This is a genomic window from Spirosoma arcticum (assembly GCF_054779955.1).
This window is the reverse complement of sequence record NZ_BAAGXG010000014.1, coordinates 62,730-78,475: the sequence shown is the minus strand read 5'-3', so window position 1 is coordinate 78,475 and position 15,746 is coordinate 62,730. Positions and strand designations below refer to the sequence as shown.

General features: G+C 53.0%; 15 protein-coding genes. 8 read left to right on the top strand and 7 right to left on the bottom strand.

Translation table 11 applies throughout. The features are described 5' to 3' along the window. The first annotated feature begins 17 nt into the window (after positions 1-17). The 4 genes from ACYVHB_RS25350 (at position 18) to ACYVHB_RS25335 (ending at position 2,923) form a co-directional block, all read left to right on the top strand. Positions 18-1,178 carry an Acg family FMN-binding oxidoreductase gene (locus ACYVHB_RS25350; RefSeq protein WP_461054613.1) on the top strand — a complete coding sequence of 387 codons (1,161 nt, stop codon included), beginning with the start codon at positions 18-20 and terminating at the stop codon, positions 1,176-1,178. A 68-nt stretch (positions 1,179-1,246) separates the two neighbouring features. Next, positions 1,247-2,080, top strand: a complete 834-nt coding sequence (locus ACYVHB_RS25345; protein ID WP_461054612.1) for an AraC family transcriptional regulator — start codon at positions 1,247-1,249, stop codon at positions 2,078-2,080. A gap of 37 nt (positions 2,081-2,117) precedes the next feature. Then, positions 2,118-2,546: an ester cyclase gene (locus ACYVHB_RS25340; protein ID WP_461054611.1), complete on the top strand. Its 429-nt coding sequence runs from the start codon at positions 2,118-2,120 to the stop codon at positions 2,544-2,546. Further along, a complete protein-coding gene (locus ACYVHB_RS25335; protein WP_461054610.1) occupies positions 2,543-2,923 on the top strand; it encodes a nuclear transport factor 2 family protein in 381 nt (126 codons plus the stop codon). Before ACYVHB_RS25340 ends, ACYVHB_RS25335 begins: the two co-directional genes overlap by 4 nt. Before the next feature lie 86 nt (positions 2,924-3,009). Here the strand turns inward: ACYVHB_RS25335 and ACYVHB_RS25330 are convergent, their stop codons facing one another. From ACYVHB_RS25330 to ACYVHB_RS25300, 7 genes are all read right to left on the bottom strand, one after another. Then, positions 3,010-4,035, bottom strand: a complete 1,026-nt coding sequence (locus ACYVHB_RS25330; RefSeq protein WP_461054609.1) for an FAD-dependent monooxygenase — start codon at positions 4,033-4,035, stop codon at positions 3,010-3,012. Positions 4,036-4,206: 171 nt separating this feature from the next. Beyond that, a complete protein-coding gene (locus tag ACYVHB_RS25325) occupies positions 4,207-5,124 on the bottom strand; it encodes an oxidoreductase (RefSeq protein WP_461054608.1) in 918 nt (305 codons plus the stop codon). A 135-nt stretch (positions 5,125-5,259) separates the two neighbouring features. Then, on the bottom strand, positions 5,260-5,700 hold the full coding sequence (locus tag ACYVHB_RS25320; RefSeq protein ID WP_461054607.1) for a DUF2141 domain-containing protein: 441 nt from the start codon (positions 5,698-5,700) through the stop codon (positions 5,260-5,262). 17 nt (positions 5,701-5,717) lie between these two features. After that, positions 5,718-8,177 (bottom strand): TonB-dependent receptor, encoded by a 2,460-nt coding sequence (locus tag ACYVHB_RS25315; protein ID WP_461054606.1) that lies wholly within the window; start codon positions 8,175-8,177, stop codon positions 5,718-5,720. Between the two features lie 63 nt (positions 8,178-8,240). Further along, positions 8,241-8,909: a MarR family winged helix-turn-helix transcriptional regulator gene (locus ACYVHB_RS25310; RefSeq protein ID WP_461054605.1), complete on the bottom strand. Its 669-nt coding sequence runs from the start codon at positions 8,907-8,909 to the stop codon at positions 8,241-8,243. Between the two features lie 388 nt (positions 8,910-9,297). Further along, the gene (locus ACYVHB_RS25305) at positions 9,298-9,717 is read right to left on the bottom strand and encodes a transposase (protein WP_461054604.1); all 420 of its coding nucleotides are present in this window, start codon (positions 9,715-9,717) and stop codon (positions 9,298-9,300) included. Positions 9,718-9,759: 42 nt separating this feature from the next. Beyond that, positions 9,760-10,230, bottom strand: coding sequence for a helix-turn-helix domain-containing protein (locus ACYVHB_RS25300; protein ID WP_461054603.1), 471 nt, complete (start codon positions 10,228-10,230; stop codon positions 9,760-9,762). A 369-nt stretch (positions 10,231-10,599) separates the two neighbouring features. Between ACYVHB_RS25300 and ACYVHB_RS25295 the strand changes: the two genes are divergently transcribed. From ACYVHB_RS25295 to katG, 4 genes are all read left to right on the top strand, one after another. Next, on the top strand, positions 10,600-11,043 hold the full coding sequence (locus tag ACYVHB_RS25295; protein ID WP_461054602.1) for a hypothetical protein: 444 nt from the start codon (positions 10,600-10,602) through the stop codon (positions 11,041-11,043). Positions 11,044-11,206: 163 nt separating this feature from the next. After that, positions 11,207-11,599: a hypothetical protein gene (locus ACYVHB_RS25290; protein WP_461054601.1), complete on the top strand. Its 393-nt coding sequence runs from the start codon at positions 11,207-11,209 to the stop codon at positions 11,597-11,599. A gap of 441 nt (positions 11,600-12,040) precedes the next feature. Continuing rightward, a complete protein-coding gene (locus ACYVHB_RS25285) occupies positions 12,041-13,249 on the top strand; it encodes an FAD-dependent monooxygenase (protein WP_461054600.1) in 1,209 nt (402 codons plus the stop codon). 99 nt (positions 13,250-13,348) lie between these two features. After that, positions 13,349-15,622, top strand: coding sequence for a catalase/peroxidase HPI (katG, locus tag ACYVHB_RS25280; protein ID WP_461054599.1), 2,274 nt, complete (start codon positions 13,349-13,351; stop codon positions 15,620-15,622). Positions 15,623-15,746 lie beyond the last annotated feature (124 nt).

Genomic DNA, 15,746 nt, shown 5'->3' with positions numbered 1-15,746 from the left:
CCTAAAAACAAACGCATATGAAACGCGACGAATTTCTGCTGACAACGGCTCAACTCCTGTCGATATACCTCATAAGTGGCTGTGAGCAAGCTCCGCCGACGGTAATCGACACAACGGTCGCTCATCCCCGACGCTGCCCTGACCACTTTGAGCGACCCATTCTGAAAGCCATTGCCTACGGGTTGAATGCGCCCAACCCCCACAATACACAAGCCTGGCAATTCAAACTCCTGTCTGATACAGACATGCTTTTCTTTGTGGACCCCGCCCGGCTGCTACCCGCTACCGACCCACCGGCCCGGCAGATTCATATCGGCTGTGGCTGTTTTCTAGCAATGCTACAAACCGGGATGTCAGCCCATGGCTACGGGGTTCAGATCCGCTACTTTCCTGAAGGTGACTACACCCCGGATACCGGTATCGGTCAGAAACCCGTTGCCCATGTCCGACTGCAAAAGCAGATGCTGGTGGCCGATCCGCTTTTTGCATACCTGACCGCCCGCCGAACTAACCGGCTGGCCTACGAAGGCCCCTTGCTACTCCCATCCGAATTTGCCCGATGGCTGTCAGCCGCCCAGCCCGCTTGTGCCACGGCGCGACTCGTCCACAACCCCACCGAGTTGACTCAACACCTCGATCTGCTCATCGAAGCGATGCGGGTAGAAACACTCACCTACGCCCGCCACGAGGAGAGCCGCATCTGGTTTCGGGAAAGCGACGAGCAAATGGCCCAACACCGCGACGGGCTGTGTCTGCCCGCTAACGGCACCAACGGCATCAGGAAATGGGTGGCCGAATGGCTGCTACGGGGTAAAAAGCCCAAAAACTGGCACGGCTCGTCGGCAACGGGGTCGTTTCTGGCCGATTATGACCAAACCAGCCGTACCGCTAAAGGCCTTTTGTTGCTGACAACTCCTACCAATACCCCCATCGACTGGCTACAAACGGGGATCGACTTTGCGCGGCTTCAGTTGGCAGGGATTCAGGCCGGTTTCTATATACATCCCATGAGTCAGGTGTTGCAGGAATACGACGAGATGAACACATTGCGCCAACGCTATGAGCTACTGAATCAGGTGGTTACACCCCAGAAAATTCAGATGGTGCTACGGGTGGGCCGGGCCGGGGAGCCTTTTCTGACCTATAGACGGGCAGTGGCAGATTTTGTCAAGGCGTAAGCAAAGGAGAATCTGACCGGGTAAAACCGAACGTGGGGTGTATTTTTAGGCGTAAAAATGGATTGCCAATGACCAGCGAAGTCCTGCCCGTTCAGCTTTACCCCATCGATTACCACACCGACGAACGGGCGTTTATCAGCCAGCCTCATCGGCATACGGTCGCCGAGATTTTCTTTTTTGTCCAGGGCGAGGGCACGCACTACATTGATTTCGCGGCCTATCCCATTGGGGCGGCTTCGGCGTTTCTGGTCGCGCCCTGGCAGGTCCATTACATCGAAGCCCCGGCCCACAGCCACAATCGGGGCTATGTAATTTGCTTCGATCCATCCCTGCTCGATCTGTTGCCCGCTCCCCTGAGCGCGTTGTTCGGCTCGTTCACCCAGCCCCCGGCCTATCAGCTTCCCCCAGCCACGGCCGAGTTCGTGGGTATCGCGCTGGCTCAACTTGCCGACGAACTGACTGCCAACCAGGCCCGTACCGTACCGATTGCCCGGCTGCTGATCGAACTATTGCTCACTTATGTCGAACGCCAGGCCGCTGTCTACCAACCGGATAGTCGGGCGGGTGGAGCCAGTACTATGTTTGCCCGACTGGTGGCCGTCATTGAAGCCGACTATTGCCAGCCGCATACCGTGCAGCACTACGCCGAACGGCTTCACCTGACAGCCCGGCAACTCAACCGACTGTGTCGGCAGGTACGTCAGCAACCAGCCCTGGCGGTGATTCACGAACGGCTGTTGCTGGAAGCCAAACGCCGGTTGTTTTATGCCCATGAACCCATCAAGGAAATTGCCTACGGGTTGGGCTTTAGCGAACCCGCCCACTTCACCCACTTTTTCCGACGACTGACCGGCCTCACCCCCGAAACGTTTCGGGCGCAGATGGCCCAAATTCGCAAGTGATCGGCCCGTTTGCGTAAGCCCTGATTCGGCCCGGTGCATGACCTTTGCAACAGACAATTTCACTATTATCATGCACAAGGAACTCGTTATTCGGTTCATCGACCTGATGAACACCGGACAGATCGACCGCTTCGGAGAAGTAATCGCCGATGATTACATTCAACATAACCCAATGGTGGGGCAGGGGCTGGCCGGTATTCAGACCGGGGCGCGGTGGTTTGCATGCGTCTTTCCCGATGCCCGCGCCGTACCAGATGCCCTGGTTTATGAAGGCGATACGGTCGTGGGACGCTTCACCTGGACAGGTACGCACCGGGGCGAGTTGTTTGGTGTACCGGCTACTAACCGGCTGGTGAGCTGGATGGGAACGGACTGGTGGCGAATAGAACAGGACAAACTGACCGAACACTGGGACGTGGTGGACTGGTCGGGTCTGATGCAGCAACTAACCGCCCCCGACGCATGACCACCGACATCACACAACCCGTCCGGCAGTTTTACGAACGACTGGCTCAGTCTGATCTGCCGGGCGCACTGGCCCAACTCACCGACGATACGGAACTGGTGCAGGCCGATTCGCTGCCTTACGGTGGTCGCTACGTGGGTACGTCCGGTATGCAGGAATTTTTCACCCGGTTTTTCGCCTGCTGGCAAGCGTTTCGGTCAGAAGACATTCGCTATTTTGTGGGCGGGGAGCAGGTGGTCGTCACGTCGGTGGCGCATGGGCTTACCCGGCAGAGCCAGTCTATTACCATGCCGATGGCGCAGGTCTACACCCTCCGCCACGGCAAAATCAGTCACGTTCGCCCGTTCTACTTTGACACCGCCCAACTCCTGTTTTAGCGGGTATGACCGCTGGAAAATCCAATCAGACAAGGCGGTGTCTTTTGGCGGTATAGTGGTGCCGTTTCAGAGCGAAGTACCCGGCATTACTCTTTGTAAGAACTGCCGGACACCTGCTTCCTCCAGAGGACCACGATACCCGATATAGCCATCGGGACGAACCAGCACAATAGCCGGCGTTGATAAATCAAACACTTTATGCGCGAAATGGTCCAGATCGTACAACAACGTAGTCGCTTGCTCCCGTGAACCACTGTCTTCCGATGATAGCTGCCCGGTGTAACTTCCTCCAATGATGGCGTAAGTGCGCACGTAAGGTAAAGTTTGTAACGCCTGCTTGAGATGCAAGGCTTGCTGTCCGGCCTCATCGTTACCTTTGCCATCGAAAAGCAAGGCCGTCCAATGGGTTGAACCGTAGAGTAACGTGTGTAGTTGGACACCTTTCCCCCGGTGAATGCCAGTGTAGCATCGGGTGCCCGGCTACCTGCTTTGATACCAGAACGCGCAAGCTCATCGCTTACCAGCGTCCCCTCCGGGTAGGATAAGTTAAGCATAGCCGAATCCCGGTTTCCCTGAAACTCTACCGCTCCAGTGGTTTTTGCTAGTAATGGGCCTAACACGTTCATGCCTATCTTTTGTAACAGGCTTGGGTCTACCAGGTTATACATGCCACTTAACTGGTCTTTTTTAAGCTCCTGCCGTACTGGCAGGCGTTCAGTAGCGTAGGTGTTCAGCAGCGATTCTGCGGCCTGCCCGGTAAGTACGGCGGCTAATCGCCAACCGAGAGCCAGCGCGTCCTGTATGCCTGAGTTCATGCCTTGCCCGCCTACCGGCAACGCGATGTGTGCTGCATCGCCTGCCAGAAAAAAATGACCCGCTTGGAACTGCGGAGCTATTCCGGTACGAGGTTCGGTGACATGACTACGCCAGATGACGTTGTCCAGCTTAATGGAAGGGTCACCCGTCAGGTCTTTTAGCCTTTCTGCCATTTCGGCAACGGAAGGGTCACGCGTTTGCGGTTGCTCTACCATCTCAAAACTCCAGAGGTGATGATGACCGCCCCAACAAGGCGCAATACCGTAATACCCGTTGTCATAGAAAAACATCCACATCCGGTTGTTGTCGGTTGTGCGGTTCCATGTCAGAGTAGATCCATCAGTAAAAAATGAATTCCCTTGAGAATTTCGGGATCAAAATCAAGTCCTGCTGCTTTCCGAACGCCGGACTTTCCCGAATCGCAGCCAACCACATAGCGCGCTGTTTTTTGTGATTTAAAGAGCTTACTACCTTTTTGAAACGTCAGCGTTGAGATAAGAAACATTGGTCATCTCTTCGCTGGCTTTCCACAAACGGTCAGCAACGTCTTTGTCTTTAGAGTAATCATCAGAATCAACCCTGGTTGGATACCCTCTCATTTCCTGAAACCCATCGGGGCCAATGAACTCACCGCCTTTTAGGTCTTTCTCCAAAGCAGCATACAGTACGGGAAGTGCTCCCTTTTTAGCGGGTTGCAAAAACAGACTGCCCAACGGCCTGATCAAAGCCGGGAAATACTGATCCAGATTGGTCTTGGAAAGCCCCGGATGAGTAGCCACCGATAGGGTATTGTACCCGCCGACCGCTAACCGGCGTTGCAGTTCATAGGCAAACATCAGACACGCCCGCTTGCTTTGTCCGTAGGCTTTGCGTCGGCTGTAGCCTTTTTGGGCCTGCAAATCGTCAAACCCGATCTCAGCCCATTTATAGGACAGACTGCTTAAGGTGACAATTCGGGAACCGGGGGTGCTGGTCAGGGTGGCCAGCAACAGGCCGGTGAGGGCAAAATGACCAAGATAGTTGGTAGCCCACTGATTTTCAAAGCCATCTTCTGTGACTTTATACGGAGACATCATGATGCCCGCGTTATTGATAAGCAGGTCGAGTTTCTGGTATTGCCGTTGAAACTGAGCTGCAAATTCTCTGACTTCACGAAGGCGGCTCACATCAAGCTTCATGCATTTTATTTTCGCCTTCGCATATTCATTCACCAGTTTGGATTTGGCTTCCTCTGCCTTGAGCAGATTTCTACAGGCCAGAATGACTTCAACGTCCTTTTTAGCCAATCCGAGAGCGGTTTCGTACCCTAATCCACTGTTGCCACCCGTAACGATAGCTACTTTTCCCGGCTGGGGTGGTAGCTGGTCAATAGCCCATGTATTCATTTTTCTACCTGGTTAATGCAGATTTCAGTGAAGTGCGTAGCTGACAGCGTGCGCATATCCTTTGCCCTGGATGGCAGGTAACTGAGTAGCAAGGCTCGGACTAAACATCCGTTCGCGGTCAGCTACGCGCTTTGATTAAAATGGTTTGTACAGCTTTATTTCCTGTGGTTTCGAGTTTGCACTAAATTCAATCAGGGCAGACTCGAATTTGGGCTCGCCAAAGGGCTTGTAGTTATTGCCGAAGCCAACCGGTTCTTTGGGAATACCTATAAAATTCATGTCTGTTTCGCCGTTGGTGTTTATATCCTGATACAGCGTAATAGCATACTTGCCATAGGGTACCTGAAATGAAGCCGTTTGACTATCCTGATTTGCCGATAATTCCAACTTCTTAAAGGGAGTTTTCAACCAGCCTGCTTTGCTATTATAAATTTCGACAACAACTTTACCGCTGTTCTTTTTGATGTTGGTAATTTTAATGTCCAGTGTTCCCTGGGCAGGCGATTCTGGTGCCGTGATTACTGTGAGCATTAACGGCAGCAGGAAAATGGCCGTGAGCGGTTTGAGAAAGTGCATTGGTTTTGTTTTTTAGTTTAAAATTCTACGATAAAGCCAATTGTCGGCGTAACAAATGGGGTGTCGCTTTCCAGTATCGTTGGAATGCCGTTGCTGCCGTTGGCTTGCAGGGGACGGCCATCGGTCGTGATGAAGCCAGTCCCGCCTTCGGCGCGACGCAGCACAAAAGAGGGGTAGTTGGGCGTGGGCAATACGAACGCATTCTGCACGTCCAGGAAAAGATCGAAGGTGAACCGCCGGGCGTTCCATTTCTTGTCAATCCGGAAATCGAACTGATTCAATGCCTTCAGTCGCTGCGTGTTTACCCGGCTGAAATCCAGTACGCCTTCGCCCAGCGTCAGGAAATTGCGCTGCGATGCGGCCAAATCAAACGGTGTGTAGGGTGCCCCACCCGCAAACCGATACTTCAACCCAATCTCGATACCACGCTTAAATTTGCGGCCCAGTAATCCCGAAAACAGGTGTCGGTTGTCCCAGGCCGAGGGCCGCAACACGCCATCCCGACCGGAAAACAGGCTTCGGACATAAGTGTAGGAGGCCACGACAAAGAGGTTTTTGACCAATTTTTGCTGGAAAAACACTTCTATACCGTAAGCCTGCCCTTTGCCCGTACTCGTTACGGCTTCGTTGCCGATTGCATCAAACGTATTACCAAGGTTGGCTAATGAAATGCCATTACGTACCGAAACCGGGTAGCGGCTATACTGCTTGTAAAATCCTTCGAGGGTGAAGCGCGTGGTGGGTTTGGGTAGAAATTCGATCCCGCCCACGTAATGATTCGACGCGATATACCCGGCGCTGCGGTTTGCGAGCGTTCCGGCTTCGTTGCGAAAACCCAGCACCGTATAGATCGGGATTTTGAAGTACCGGCCAACCGATGCGTTAATGTTCCACTGATCGGTTAGGGCGTAACTAACTGACACGCGGGGCGATAGGGTTCGCAACGGGTTGAGGCCAGTGTTGGTGAAGGTGTTCATATCCGTCCGCAAACCCGCCGAAATGCCCAGGCGGTTGTTCAGAAAATTGCGGCTTACCTGCCCAAATAACCCAAATTTCGCAAAGTCAATGTCTGTCATCGACCGTACTGACACGGCGGGCGACGCGATGGAGCCGTCGGGATTGCGGACTTCATTACGGAGCCGGGCCGCGAAATCATTGGTGAATTGCACATATTGCGCCATTCCGCCGAACGAATAGCGCCAGCCATTGACCGACTGGTTTACGTCGAGCCGAAATTTGTTTTCGGTTTCGCGGGAGCGCACTTTCAACACGCGCAGCGATTCATTGTCGGTTTGCCCGTCCTCAAAGCGATCAAAGGCATTGTTAAACGCATTCCGGCTGATGGCTACGTTCAAAAAGCCGTTGTTAATCAGTCGTTTGAGGGTTAATCCTACGGTGTAATTCCATTGATTGACAACGGGGCTGCGCAGAATCTCAAACTCCTTATCGGGATCGGTCTGGCGCGGTACGGCCGACCTGAACTCATCGATGGCTCCCACACCAATGGCCGTAAGCGTAGTTTTTTTGTTCAGTTTATGGGTGATTTTGGCCTGAAAATCCCAGTAACTGGGCCGGATCGGGAGGTCAATCAGCCGGAAAAAGTATTGCAGATAGGATCGTCGAGCCGAGGCCAGAAAGGTGGTTTTAGGCGCAATCGGTCCGTCGGCAGTTAGCGCAGCTTCGGTGCCGCTCACCCTGAAATTGCCCTGAATCCGATCCGGGTTACCCTCCCGCTGCTTAAACTGAAAGACGGAGGCCAGCGCGTTGTCGTAACGGGCATCAAAGCCCGATGAAGTCAGTGTTACGTCTTCAATAAACGATACATTCAGCAACCCCTGCGGCCCGCCCGTGCCGCCCTGCGTCTGAAAATGGTTGATTACCGGAATCTCGATGCCGTCCAGATAAAACACATTTTCGTTGGGGGCACCGCCCCGGATAATGATGTCGTTGCGAAGCCCGCCCGCCGAACCGCCCACGCCGGGCAGTGTCTGAATCACACGGGATACATCGAAATTACCCCCCGGATTCGTCTTGATTTCTTCCGTCGTGAGCCGTTGGATGGAGTTCGGCGTGGTGATGCTCGACACCGCAGCCACGGCACGATTGGTCTTTACGGTCACTTCCGACAGCTTTTTGTTCTCCTCCTCCAGCTCAAAACTGCTCTCGTTCGCATTGCCCGACGAGACGATAAGGTTGAATTTTTCCTGTGGTACGAAGCCAACGTAGGTAGCTCGCAGGTTGTAGCTGCCAACGGGCAGGGTCAATTTAAAGCGGCCCTCGGCATCAGTCGTGGTGCCTGAAGAGCTGGCTGTTGAGTCGGTTTTATTGACGGTTTGCACCGTCACGCCTACCAGGAGTTCCTGCGTGTTGCGGTCGCGAACGGTGCCGGTGATTACACCGACTGGCCCCGGTGTTTGAGCAAGGGATGAGACCGTTAAAAGGAATAAAAGGGTAGTTTGTAGAACAAAGAAGTGCATAGTGAATAGATCATTTTTGAACTAAAAACTGCACTAATCCTAAAAATGTTCTACGGTTTTGAATTATATTTCGGATTGTTTAATGCGAATTGCTAACTCTTCAATAGGCAGATCGCGTTCATTAAGGAACAGGGGATTGTGGAACAGGTGCAGTTTCTGAAGCAACCCAACCAGTTGCTGTTTTTCTGCCACACTTAGATTGCCCCCAACGAGGGTGGCTACCTGATTCATCCGGGGCATGATCTGATGCATTAGTTCAAACCCTGGGCTTGTCAGTTTCAGCCGTTTGGAACGCCGGTCGTTAGGATCGTCGAACTGCTCGATTAGCCCGTTGTTGATGAGCCGACGCAGAATTTCGGTCCCGGTGGTTTTCTCCTGTATATTCTCCTCAATAAGCTCAGTTTTGGACGGCTTCGTGTCGCTTAGTAGCTGAGCCAAGTACGTAAATTCGTCGATGGTGCTGATGGGCGTACCAGCCAGGGCTTTTTTGCTGTACAGTTTGGCGTAGCGATAAACGCACGAAACCAGCATGCCAATTTCGACATCAGACGCAACAGCCGTATCGAGCAACGGGTGGCTCGGCACTTCCAGCGACCCTGACGCAGGTACAGGAGCCTGGCGCTGGTGAAGCCACGCCGAGAAACCGGCCAGTGTCTGTCCGCTTTCGGCGGGTGTGTCGCGTTCAAAGGCTTCTGCCTGGGTGAGCAGCGATTTCAGAAATTCGTAGTTCATGAGGTTTAAAGTACAAAACCGTACCAAATCTGGTACGGTTTAATAACTTTGAATTCGACGGAAAAGTTGTGATCTATTTAGGCAGGGAACTTCTGAAAACTTCAGAATTCTCATCCCAGAGTGGCTAGGTGGTCTGTAACCTTAATCGGTAGAATCGTTAATTGTACTATTCTCTGAGTTGATCTTGACGTAATGCCGTTTGAGCTTTGTGCGAGCTTGCGATGTGTTAAACAACCAATTGATTTTGACTCCTTGTCGATTGCGCTCTTCTACCCAAGCCAATACCTCTTTCTCCAACGTTACCAGATTCCCTATGCGCCGGTCAAGACATTGTTTAGAGAGGGCAGCAAACTCGATTTCGGCCATATTTAACGGCAGCGGCCGACCGTCACGAAGCATGCTTGGGGGTATAATGCCAGACGAATCGATTGGCTAACTCATGAGCTGTCTCTACAGCAAAGCGTTCATAAAAGCTACCCGCTTGATGCGTATTTAAGTTATCCTGTAACACGTGCAGTTGAGCAACATCAGCATAATGATTAGTCCGCAGTTGGTGCATAAATTCGGCGTAATCCCGTTTGGTGCGTCGTTGGCGTACCTGCACATAGCGTTGGCCAGTGTCTAAATCGTAGGCTAACAAGACCACTGCCGTTCCCTGTCTAACATATTCATTGTCTTCTTTGGCTACTTTACCCGGTTGAACAGGCAAAGGGGCTAACACGTCGGCCAGCAACTGGCAACCGGGCCGCCGGAGCGGGCCGTTCATCAAAGCACAGACGCGGATTCTGTAGATCTGTGGGTTGCGCATAAAAGTCCAGCACGGCTTCCATTTTAGCCACATACTGCCCGTCTACCTTGGGGATGCACCACTGCTGCTTGAGCCAGGGTTTAAGCACGTTTTTTTAAGCTGCTCGCCAACGGCCTGGTGGGAGATCGACTCGACCAGCCGTAGTTCGACCAACCGATCAGCCAACAACCGTAAGGTCCAGCGGCTCCGACCGTCGGGCGCTTCACTACAGGCCAGAGCCGTCAAATGAGCCTGAGCGGCTTTGTCAAACTTACTGGGCTGACCAGGCCGTGGTTTTTCACTCAGGGCTACCGTTAACCCTTCGGCCAGATAGCGATTGCGAATGTTGTAGGCCATAGCGGGGCTGACGCCAACGAGTTGGGCCACAGTCGCGGGTGTCTTGCCTTGGTGGAGGGCGAGCAAGACCTGAGCCCGTTTGAGGCTGCGGACCGAGTGTTTTCCTTTGGAAAGCATCTGCTGGAGTTGCTGAATTTGTTCAGCGGGCAGCGAAAACGAACGAGTGGGACGAGCCATGATAGAAAATAAGATATAGTATTATTCCGCTAAGATAAGTATGTCAACTAAGGTTACATACCACTAGTACTGCTTCCCGTTGACAGGCAGCACGTCCCCAAGGAAAGCGGTCCGCCCAAATCAAACAGGTGTGTAAAGGTGCAGGTACGTGTTTTTTTTGACTAACTTACCCACCATCAACACACGCGGTCGTTGGGTGGCTCGTCCATGTAGTGCTTCAAATTCCAGTTTACAGGCGACAAATCTAACGCTCCGCCTGGGCAAGCATTGAGCTTCCATTTCCGGCTTTCGGCTGACAGGCAAATCGGCCCGTCGGATAAGTGTTAAGAAAGTAAATAATCAGTCCATCCATACCTAACTTTTAAGATTATGAAGATTATCCTTACTCTTGCGCTTTTTTTGCTTCTAACTGTTGACTCCGCTTTCGCTCAAACTAAAGCTGCTGCCCGTATGATGGCAAAAGCCGGTGAAGAGGTTCATGTTTGGGCCTACCCTGTGAAGGCAGACAAACGGAAACAATACGAACATTTTGTGCATGATATTTTCTGGCCCGGAACCGCTAAACTCTCAGCCACTGAACAACGCATCTTCAGGCAGACGCGCGTCATGCATCCGACTAAAGCCAACGCGGATGGCTCATATACCTATCTGTTCATTATGGACCCGTACATAAAGGAAGCAGATTATGAGATTCCCTCGCTGACCAAGAAAATGTACGGTTCCAAACAAGGAGCCGAGTATTACAAATTATTTGAAGGGGCCGTAGTACCTGGCAAAGAGGTCGGGTATCTGGTTACGCAGTCAAAAGATTGAAGCGTACTGTGTGTTCCGGTGGGCTGTCTGGCGATAGCCGCCTGGCCGGGCTTGACAAGTGGGGCTTTGTTGCGACAAGCCAAACGCCGGCAACGGCCGACCGTTCCATTAGGCTGGCTGACCAAAAGCAGTAGTAATTCGTAACTCCTAAACTATCCATACCATGAATGCCAAAAATCTATTCACATTCGTCGCTGTCATCGTTTCGCTCTTCGGGCTGGGACTTACGTTTGCCCCTGAGTTTATGGCAGGGCAATATCTGACAAACCCCGCCTGGATGAATGACGGGGCTAAACTGGTAGCGCAAGGTTGGGGTACTACCTTAATCGCTTATGCCGTAGGGTGCTGGTACGTCCGCGATGCTGGCTCTTCATCAGGTGGTAAGGTGATGCTTTTGTTAGTGTTATTATCCAATCTGGCCCTTCTCGTCATTCACACGATGGCTGTTATGAACGGCGTTGAAAAAGCAATTGGGTGGGGGCAGGTTATACTTTCACTCGTACTTGTGGTTTGGTCAGGCATGCTCTTTCGACAAACAGCCCGGGTAGTAGCTTGAGTTTGTAAAGTCCGTCGCTCCGCGTGGGCGGCTGTCTGGCGGCAGGCGGCACGCCCCGAAGGAGTATTTTCAGCCCATCGAAGGCGACCCCTTAAGGCGTTGGGTGTATCCAAAAGTGGCTTGCATCTCCGGATTTTAGTGAACAGGTTGAACTCCGCGACAGGACAGGCTTTAATAGCCGGTGCAGGTTCCGCTTGACTGGTAAAACCTATGACAAGTCAACTTGACAAGCTGGGTACGTTTCAACTGACGGGGCGGCCTTTGCGACAGGCTTAATTGAAGTCGTGAGATGAGCGACAAATTCAATCTAACGCTATCACACAACCTGGGTTTTCTTATCAATTAAGGCCTCAGACGTTAAGGTGAAGGATTCAGATACTTATAGCGCCAACGTATCTGGACTGGATACCTCAAAAACGATTGATAATTTGTCAGGCAGTTATGACAAAGCAAAAATTCAGAATTCTCATTTCAGGGGCCAGTATTGCGGGACCAACGTTAGCGTATTGGCTACACCAACACGGATTTACCGTGACCATCGTTGAAAAGGCGCCATCGCTCCGGTTAGGCGGGCAAAGTATTGATGCCAGCGGACCTGCCAGGCAGATTGCCCGCTGGATGGGAATTGAGCCCGAAATCCGGGCGGTCAGTTCACACGAAGCGGGCATTCAGTGGGTTGACAAGCACAATCGAGTCGCGGCTGCTTTCCCCAGAGACCACCCACTCAGTATAACGGACGAGATGGAGATCTTGAGAGGAGATCTTGTCAATATACTCTATGAACACACGAAGCAAAACGTAACGTACCGGTTCAACACCCAGATTAGTCAGTTAGAACAGGACGACGAGCAGGTAACGGTCACGTTTTCAGATGGACAACGGGAAGCCTATGATTTAGTCATTGCCGCCGATGGCATTCGATCTAAAACCAGAAAACTGATGTTTAACGATGAATCAGTTTTCAAGTACATGGGGGTATGTGTGGCCTACCTGACCATTCCCAGAACGGAAACTGATACCAACTGGGCCCGCTGGTATACGGCTGATGCATCGCGGATACTACTGCTTCGTCCGGATAGCAAGGGGACGACCCGAGCGTCCGTTTTTTTTCTTTACTCGCATGCAGACTTTAAGAAGTTGGACCCGTCTGATCGGAAACAATTGGTAGTACAAAAACTATCGGGTGCCGATTGGGAAGCGCCCCGCCTGACGGAGGCCCTTGAAAAAGGAGAGGAATTTTATTTTGATGGTATCGGCCAGATTAAAGCCCCCCACTGGTTCAGGGGCCGTCTGGGCATGGTTGGCGATGCGGCCTATTGCCCTTCACCCATGACCGGCAAAGGAGTTACGTTAGCGATGGTAGGAGCTTACCTACTTGCTGGTGAATTATCGCGCCATGAGCGATATCAGGATGCTTTTGCCAGTTACGAACAACGCATGCGCCCTTATGTTAAATCGGTGCAACGGCTGCCACCCGGTGTTCCTGGTTTACTCTACCCAACCACTGCCACCGGAGTGGCAATCGTTAATAAACTGGCTGGTCTTGTATCCAGCAATGCCGTCAAGAAGGTCATCAATCTTTTCAGACCGTTCACTGGCCAAGACGAAAATCAACTAAATGGAATTGAGTTACCTCGGTATGGCACCTAATTCATAGATTTTATCTATAGCGGCATAAAGACAATAAATAAAAACTATAGCAGAGATTACCTTAATTTTGATTCGTCAATCAATAAAATGCTGCCGAACATGGGAAATCACGAAAGTCATCAGCCGTTTGCACCCGTATGGGATGTTAACGATGAAAGTAAAGTAAACACGGTGGGCAAATGCCCGTTCACGGGCGGGGCTGTAAATAAAAGCGCTGGTGGTGGTACCACAAACCGCGACTGGTGGCCCAGTCAGTTGAAACTGAATATTCTTCGCCAGCATTCTACGCTGTCCGATCCGATGGGCGAAAACTTCAACTACGCCGAGGAATTTAAGACGCTCGATCTGGCGGCCGTGAAGCAGGATATTATCGATCTGATGACCAAATCGCAGGATTGGTGGCCCGCCGATTTCGGTCACTACGGCCCGTTCTTTATCCGGATGGCCTGGCACAGCGCGGGTACCTACCGCATTGGTGATGGCCGGGGTGGTGCCAGTTCCGGCGATCAGCGGTTTGCCCCCCTCAACAGCTGGCCCGACAATGCGAACCTCGACAAGGCTCGCCTGCTGTTGTGGCCGGTGAAACAGAAATACGGTCGCAAACTGTCGTGGGCCGATCTGATGGTACTCACCGGCAACTGCGCGCTGGAATCGATGGGCTTCAAAACGTTCGGCTTTGGTGGCGGACGGGAAGATGTCTGGGAGCCGGAAGAAGCCATCTATTGGGGTTCTGAAACCGAATGGATGGGCGACAATGTCCGGTATGCGGGCAGCAATGGCACCCGCAAACTGGAGCAGCCCCTGGGTGCCTCCCACCTGGGCCTTATCTACGTGAACCCGGAAGGACCGGAAGGGAAGCCCGATCCGATTGGTGCCGCGTACGACATTCGTGAGACCTTCGGCCGCATGGCCATGAACGACGAGGAAACCGTTGCTCTCATTGCGGGTGGACACACCTTCGGCAAAACCCACGGGGCCGCCGATCCGGGTAAGTACGTTGGGACTGAGCCCGCCGGTGCGCCCATTGCCGAGCAGAGCCTTGGCTGGAAGAGCAGCTACGGCACTGGTCACGGAGCCGATACTATCACCAGCGGCCTTGAAGTGACGTGGACCACCAGGCCGACGGAGTGGACCAACGACTATTTTGATCACCTGTTCGGCTACGAATGGGAGCTGACCAAGAGTCCGGCCGGTGCGCATCAGTGGCAGCCGAAAGATGGTGCTGGTGCCGGTACCGTGCCCGACGCCCATGATCCGTCGAAACGCCATGTGCCAACGATGCTGACGACGGACATCGCCCTGCGGGCAGATCCTGCCTACGAGGTAATTTCGAGACGTTTCCACGAAAATCCGGATGAGTTTGCCGACGCCTTTGCCCGCGCCTGGTTCAAGCTGACGCACCGCGATATGGGCCCAATTGAGCGTTATCTCGGTCCGGAAGTGCCGACAGAAGAGTTAGTCTGGCAAGATCCCGTACCCGCCGTTACGCACGAACTGGTGAACGAGCAGGATGTTGCTGAGTTGAAAGGTAAGTTGCTGGCTTCGGGTCTGTCGGTTTCCCAACTGGTATTCACCGCCTGGGCTTCGGCCTCTACGTATCGAGGCTCCGACAAGCGCGGTGGCGCCAACGGGGCCCGCATTCGTCTGGCACCGCAGAGAGACTGGGTAGCTAACAATCCGGCTGAACTGGCCACGGTGCTGAAAACGCTCGAAGGGATTCAAACCGAGTTCAACGGTGCGCAGACTGGCGGCAAGGCCATTTCACTCGCTGATTTGATCGTGCTGGGCGGTTGCGCCGGTGTTGAGCAGGCGGCTAAAAATGCCGGTCACGCCGTGACGGTGCCCTTTACGCCGGGACGTACCGATGCATCGCAGGAGCAAACCGACGTAAAATCGTTCGACGCGATGGAACACCGGGCCGATGGGTTCCGTAACTATCTGAATCCGGTCCATAAGTCGCCGTCTGAGGATATGCTGGTTGACAAAGCGCAGTTGCTGACGCTGACAGCCCCCCAGATGACGGTGCTGGTTGGTGGTCTGCGGGTGCTTAATACGAACTTCGATCACTCGAGACACGGTGTATTCACCAAGCGGCCGGAGGCCCTCACCAATGACTTCTTCGTCAATCTGCTCGATATGGGCACCACTTGGACGGCCACGTCGGATGCCCAGAACGTATTCGTAGGTAGTGACCGGAAAACGGGCGAACCCAAGTGGACCGGCACCCGTGTCGATCTTATCTTCGGCTCGAACTCCGAACTCCGCGCTGTTGCAGAAGTCTACGGGTGTGGGGACTCGCAGGAGAAATTCGTGCGGGACTTTGTAGCCGCCTGGACCAAAGTGATGAACCTTGGCCGCTTCGATCTGGCCTGATTAGGTAATGGACCATTTTGTCGTGTAAAAGGGTGGTCTGGCAACGGGCCACCTTTTTAGATTTCTCTCTTATCTGCGGGTAACCTATGGATTCGGAAAACAGGTGACCGAAAACCAGCACCCG

Excerpts from the sequence above, each read along its gene's own strand:
- ACYVHB_RS25305 (WP_461054604.1), bottom strand. The coding sequence starts at position 9,717 with ATGCGCAACCCACAGATCTACAGAATCCGCGTCTGTGCTTTGATGAAC.
- ACYVHB_RS25345 (WP_461054612.1), top strand. The coding sequence starts at position 1,247 with ATGACCAGCGAAGTCCTGCCCGTTCAGCTTTACCCCATCGATTACCAC.
- ACYVHB_RS25300 (WP_461054603.1), bottom strand. The coding sequence starts at position 10,230 with ATGGCTCGTCCCACTCGTTCGTTTTCGCTGCCCGCTGAACAAATTCAG.
- ACYVHB_RS25325 (WP_461054608.1), bottom strand. The coding sequence starts at position 5,124 with ATGAATACATGGGCTATTGACCAGCTACCACCCCAGCCGGGAAAAGTA.
- ACYVHB_RS25350 (WP_461054613.1), top strand. The coding sequence starts at position 18 with ATGAAACGCGACGAATTTCTGCTGACAACGGCTCAACTCCTGTCGATA.
- ACYVHB_RS25285 (WP_461054600.1), top strand. The coding sequence starts at position 12,041 with ATGACAAAGCAAAAATTCAGAATTCTCATTTCAGGGGCCAGTATTGCG.
- ACYVHB_RS25310 (WP_461054605.1), bottom strand. The coding sequence starts at position 8,909 with ATGAACTACGAATTTCTGAAATCGCTGCTCACCCAGGCAGAAGCCTTT.
- ACYVHB_RS25340 (WP_461054611.1), top strand. The coding sequence starts at position 2,118 with ATGACCTTTGCAACAGACAATTTCACTATTATCATGCACAAGGAACTC.
- katG (WP_461054599.1), top strand. The coding sequence starts at position 13,349 with ATGGGAAATCACGAAAGTCATCAGCCGTTTGCACCCGTATGGGATGTT.
- ACYVHB_RS25295 (WP_461054602.1), top strand. The coding sequence starts at position 10,600 with ATGAAGATTATCCTTACTCTTGCGCTTTTTTTGCTTCTAACTGTTGAC.
- ACYVHB_RS25320 (WP_461054607.1), bottom strand. The coding sequence starts at position 5,700 with ATGCACTTTCTCAAACCGCTCACGGCCATTTTCCTGCTGCCGTTAATG.
- ACYVHB_RS25290 (WP_461054601.1), top strand. The coding sequence starts at position 11,207 with ATGAATGCCAAAAATCTATTCACATTCGTCGCTGTCATCGTTTCGCTC.
- ACYVHB_RS25315 (WP_461054606.1), bottom strand. The coding sequence starts at position 8,177 with ATGCACTTCTTTGTTCTACAAACTACCCTTTTATTCCTTTTAACGGTC.
- ACYVHB_RS25335 (WP_461054610.1), top strand. The coding sequence starts at position 2,543 with ATGACCACCGACATCACACAACCCGTCCGGCAGTTTTACGAACGACTG.
- ACYVHB_RS25330 (WP_461054609.1), bottom strand. The coding sequence starts at position 4,035 with ATGTGGATGTTTTTCTATGACAACGGGTATTACGGTATTGCGCCTTGT.